The following is a 3,921-nucleotide window of genomic DNA, read 5'->3' on the forward strand; positions in this document are numbered from 1 at the left end:
ATCTTGTCCAGCGTGCCGCCGGTGTGGCCGAGGCCGCGGCCGGAGATCATCGGCACATAGGCGCCGCAGGCGGCGACGATCGGCGCCAGCATCAGCGAGACGTTGTCGCCGACGCCGCCCGTCGAATGCTTGTCGGTGACCGGGCCAGGCAGGTCGGACCAGTCGAGCACGTCGCCGGAATCGCGCATGGCAATCGTCAGCGCCACCGCTTCCTCGCGGCTCATGCCGTTGAGGAACACCGCCATGGCGAAAGCGCCGACCTGGCCTTCGGAAATGGTGCCGGCCGTCAGCCCGGCGACGAAGGCCGCGATCTCGTCGGACGAGAGCCTGTGGCCGTCGCGTTTGCGGCGAATGATCTCCTGCGGCAGCATCAGTCGGGCAAGCCGTCCTGGAAGACCCGCCGCAGGATCGTCGCCAGCCGCGCGCCGCCGATCGGCGCCATGTCCTTGGTTTCCTGGTGCGAGAGTTCCGCTCCGGTCATGCCGGCCGCCAGGTTGGTGATGACCGAGCAGGCGGCGACCTTGAGGCCGAGGAAACGCGCGAGAATGACCTCCGGCACGGTCGACATGCCGACAGCGTTGGCGCCCATGACGCGCGCCATGCGGATCTCGGCCGGCGTTTCGAAGCAGGGTCCGGAGAACCACATATAGACGCCTTTGTGCAGCGAAGTCCCGGTCGCCTTCGCCGCCTTTTCGATGGCGCCGCGCAGGCCGGCATCGTAGGCCTCGGTGAGGCCGACGAAGCGGCGGTCGCTCGGCTCGCCGATCAGCGGGTTGGAGCCGGAAAAATTGATGTGGTCGGTGAGCAGCATCACCGACCCAGGTCCCATCTCGGGATCGACCGAGCCGGCGGCGTTGGTGAGGATGAGGTGAGAAATGCCGATGCCGGTCAGCACCTCCAGCGCCGGGCGCATCGCGGCGGCGTTGCCATGCTCGTAGTAATGCGCGCGGCCGGACAGCATCAGCACCGGCGTGCCGGCGAAATGCCCGGCAACCACCTCGCCTGCATGGCCTGAAACACCGCTGCGCGGGAAGCCCGGCAACTCGGCATAAGAGACGCGCCTGGCATCCTTGACCTGGTCGACCAGCCCGCCAAGGCCCGAGCCCAGCACAAGCGCCGCCTTGGGCGCCAGCCCGTCCAGCTTCTCGACCAGATGATCCAGCGCTTCCTTCATTTCAGGATATCGCCCCTGAAGCCGTAAGGCAGCATCTCGCCCATGGTGACCGTCTCGGCCACGCCGGTGTCGTCGCAGAGATAGAGCTTTGTGTCCGGCCGGCAGAATTCCGCCAGCCGCTGCCGGCAGCCGCCGCAGGGCGAACATTTGGCCATGCGTTCGGCGATCACGGCGATCTCGACGATCCTGCCGCCGCCGCCCATGATGTAGTGGCCGAGCGCGGTCGTCTCGGCGCACCATCCTTCCGGATAGGACGCCACCTCGATATTGGCGCCGGTGAAGACACGCCCGTCCTCGGTGCGAAGCGCGGCGCCCACCGGGAATTTCGAATAGGGCGCATAGGCCTTGCCCATCGCCGTCTTCGCCGCTTCGAACAGATCATGCGACATCCGCTTCTTCTCTCCCACGATCTTGTTCAAATGCCGGTCGCCGAACCAAGATCCAGCCTCAGCGTTCCCGACCTCAGCGTTCCCGACCTTAGCGTTCCTTGACATAGGGCACACCGCCGGCGCGCGGCGGAATGGCCTTGCCGATAAAGCCCGCCAGCAGAATGACGGTCAGCACATAGGGCAGCGCCTGCATGAACTGCGCCGGCACCTTGCCGACAAGGGGAAGCGGCGACCCCTGCAGGCGGATCGAGGCCGCGTCGAGGAAGCCGAACAGCAGGCAGGCGAACATGGCGTTAACCGGCTTCCACTTGGCGAAGATCAACGCGGCCAGCGCGATATAGCCCTTGCCCGCCGTCATGTCCTTCACGAAGCCGCCATTCTGGACCATCGACAGGTAGGCGCCGGCAACGCCGGTGAGAATGCCGGTGCAGATCAGCGCGCGATAGCGCAGCCACGCGACCGAGATGCCCGCGGTGTCGACGGCGGCCGGGTTCTCGCCCACGGCGCGCATCCTGAGCCCGAAGCGGGTGCGAAACAGCACCCACCAGGTGAACGGCACCATGGCGAAGGCGAAATAGACCAGGATCGAATGGCCCGAGATCAGCTCGGCATAGATCGGTCCGATGATCGGCACATCCCTGATTGCCTCGGCGCCGGGCCAGATGATCGCCTCGAAGCGTTCGCCCGGCTGCAGCGCCGGCGTGCGCCCGCCCTGCTGGAACCAGGCCTGGCCAAGGATGATCGTCGAACCGGCGGCAACGAAATTGATCGCGACGCCCGAGACGATCTGGTTGCCGCGATGCGTGATCGAGGCAAAGCCGTGCGCCATGGCGAAGGCGACCGAGATCAGGATCGCCATGCCGAGGCCGATGAAGGCTGAGTGAAAGACGGCGGCAGCCGACGCGCCGGCAAAGGCGCCGACCAGCATCTTGCCTTCGAGCCCGATGTCGAAGATGCCGGCGCGCTCCGAATAAAGACCGGCAAGGCAGGCGAGCAGCAGCGGCACAGAAAGGCGGATGGTCGAGTCCAGCACCTGGACGATTGCATTGAACATGTCCATTTCAGGCCCCTGTCCCCTTGACCGCCTGCATGCCGACCGACTTCGGACTGACCGAGGCGAAAAGCGCCTGGATATAAGGCCTGAACATATGTTCCAGCGCGCCGGCGAACAGGATGACAAGGCCCTGGATGATGACGATCATGTCGCGGCTGATCGCCGGCATCTCGAAGGCAAGCTCGGCGCCGCCCTGGTAGAGCATGCCGAACAGGATCGCCGCCAGGACGATGCCGACCGGATGCAGCCGGCCCATCAGCGCCACCGCGATGCCGACATAGCCGGCGCCGGACACGAAATCGATCGCGACATTGTGCTGGTCGCCCATGACGGGGTTGAGCGCCATCATGCCGGCCAGCGCGCCTGAGATCATCATCGCGGTGATGATGATGCGGGTTTCCGAAATGCCGGCGTAGCGCGCGGCCTTCGGGCTGTGGCCATAGGTGCGCATCTCATAGCCGAGCCGGGTGCGCCAGATCAGCAGCCAGACCAGGAAGGCCATGACCAGAGCCAGCAGGAAGCAGATGTTGAGCGGCGCCGAGCGGATCTTGGCGCCGAACAATTCAATCACCCAGTTGAGTTTCGGCAGTTCCGCCCCGGCAAGGAAATTGCGCGTCTGCGGCGCCTGCGAGCCGGCCGGCTTCAGCGCGCCGACCAAGAGATAGACCATCACCGAGGCCGCGATGAAGTTGAACATGATGGTGGTGATGACGATGTGCGAGCCGCGCTTGGCCTGCAGATAGGCCGGGATCAGGCCCCAAAGCGCGCCGAACGCCGCGGCGGCCACGATCGCGATCGGAAAGATCACCCACCAGGGCATCACGCTGTCGAGGCTCAGGCAAACGAGCGCGATGCCCAGGCCGCCTATATAGGCCTGGCCCTCGGTGCCGATATTGAACAGGCTGCAATGCGCCGCCACCGCCACCGACAGTCCGGTGAAGATGAAGGTGGTGGCATAGAAGAGCGTGAAGGCGATGCCCGTGCCCCTGCCGAAGGCGCCTTCGACGAGGATGACGGCAGCGCGGAACGGGTTCTCGCCAACCAGCATGACGACGAAACCGGCGACGATGAAGGCGACCGACAGGTTGATCAGCGGGATCAGCCCGTAATCGGCCCAGGCCGGCAGCTTGGCATAGGGCGTGCTCATTCGGCGGCCTCCTGGTGCTCGACGCCGGCCATCAGCAAGCCGAGTTCGCCTTCGGTCGCCTCGGGGCCGCGCTCGCCGACGACACGGCCGGCGAACATCACCAGGATGCGGTCGGAAAGCGAGCGGATCTCGTCGAGCTCGACCGACACCACCAGCA

The 3,921-nt window shown here is 65.7% G+C and carries 4 protein-coding genes and 2 pseudogenes; all 6 read right to left on the reverse strand.

The window, feature by feature from the left end; translation table 11 throughout:
* Positions 1-371: pseudogene (locus tag EOA28_RS27675) on the reverse strand (thymidine phosphorylase); the annotation flags it as partial.
* Positions 371-1,174 carry a purine-nucleoside phosphorylase gene (locus EOA28_RS27680; protein ID WP_127249557.1) on the reverse strand — a complete coding sequence of 268 codons (804 nt, stop codon included), beginning with the start codon at positions 1,172-1,174 and terminating at the stop codon, positions 371-373. The gene EOA28_RS27680 and the pseudogene EOA28_RS27675, both read right to left, overlap by 1 nt.
* Positions 1,171-1,563 (reverse strand): cytidine deaminase, encoded by a 393-nt coding sequence (cdd, locus tag EOA28_RS27685; RefSeq protein WP_042639544.1) that lies wholly within the window; start codon positions 1,561-1,563, stop codon positions 1,171-1,173. The genes EOA28_RS27680 and cdd overlap by 4 nt, the downstream gene beginning before the upstream one ends.
* An 88-nt stretch (positions 1,564-1,651) precedes the next feature.
* Entirely contained in the window at positions 1,652-2,623 is a 972-nt protein-coding gene (locus tag EOA28_RS27690; protein ID WP_128315485.1) for an ABC transporter permease, read from the reverse strand.
* Position 2,624: 1 nt separating this feature from the next.
* Positions 2,625-3,764 (reverse strand): ABC transporter permease, encoded by a 1,140-nt coding sequence (locus EOA28_RS27695; RefSeq protein WP_042639286.1) that lies wholly within the window; start codon positions 3,762-3,764, stop codon positions 2,625-2,627.
* Positions 3,761-3,921, reverse strand: a pseudogene (locus tag EOA28_RS27700) (heme ABC transporter ATP-binding protein); the annotation flags it as partial. The gene EOA28_RS27695 and the pseudogene EOA28_RS27700, both read right to left, overlap by 4 nt.

This window comes from Mesorhizobium sp. M2A.F.Ca.ET.067.02.1.1, assembly GCF_004023285.1.
GTDB lineage: Bacteria > Pseudomonadota > Alphaproteobacteria > Rhizobiales > Rhizobiaceae > Mesorhizobium.

Coding starts and splice junctions, on each gene's coding strand:
- EOA28_RS27680 (WP_127249557.1), bottom strand. CDS start 1,174: ATGAAGGAAGCGCTGGATCATCTGGTCGAGAAGCTGGACGGGCTGGCG.
- EOA28_RS27690 (WP_128315485.1), bottom strand. CDS start 2,623: ATGGACATGTTCAATGCAATCGTCCAGGTGCTGGACTCGACCATCCGC.
- cdd (WP_042639544.1), bottom strand. CDS start 1,563: ATGTCGCATGATCTGTTCGAAGCGGCGAAGACGGCGATGGGCAAGGCC.
- EOA28_RS27695 (WP_042639286.1), bottom strand. CDS start 3,764: ATGAGCACGCCCTATGCCAAGCTGCCGGCCTGGGCCGATTACGGGCTG.